Annotated in this window: 1 pseudogene; it reads left to right on the top strand. The window is 68.4% G+C overall.

From position 1 onward, the window contains the following. Positions 1-367: pseudogene (locus EOA29_RS40740) on the top strand (efflux transporter periplasmic adaptor subunit); the annotation flags it as partial. Positions 368-396: the final 29 nt, after the last annotated feature.

The raw sequence follows: 396 nt of genomic DNA, 5'->3' as shown, positions 1-396 counted from the left end.
CACCTTCCGTGTCGAAGTGGCGATCCCCAATGCCGATGGCGCCATCCCCGCCGGCATGACGGCCGAAATCACGCTCAGCGCGCAGCCGACCGACGCGGTCATGCTGCCGCGTTCGGTGGTGACGCTCGGCGACATGGGCGACCTCGGCATCCGCGCCGTCGGCAAGGACAATAAGGTGGCGTTCTACCCGATCGATCTCGTCGACGACACGCCGAACGGCCTGGTGCTGGGCGGCATACCGCAGGATGCGCGCATCATCGTCGCCGGCCAGGAGCTGGTGAAGGAAGGCGACGCGGTCAAGCCGGTCGAGGCCGACCAGGCGACCATCAACAAGCTGATCGGCGAAGCCACCTCCGGGACGCAGTAGCGCAGTCCGACGTCGGGCGCGCCCGGCGT

The organism is Mesorhizobium sp. M1E.F.Ca.ET.063.01.1.1 (assembly GCF_003998155.1).
In the GTDB taxonomy this organism is placed as follows: domain Bacteria; phylum Pseudomonadota; class Alphaproteobacteria; order Rhizobiales; family Rhizobiaceae; genus Mesorhizobium.
The sequence above is the reverse complement of the archived record's forward strand: the minus strand, read 5'-3'. Positions and strand labels throughout refer to the sequence as shown.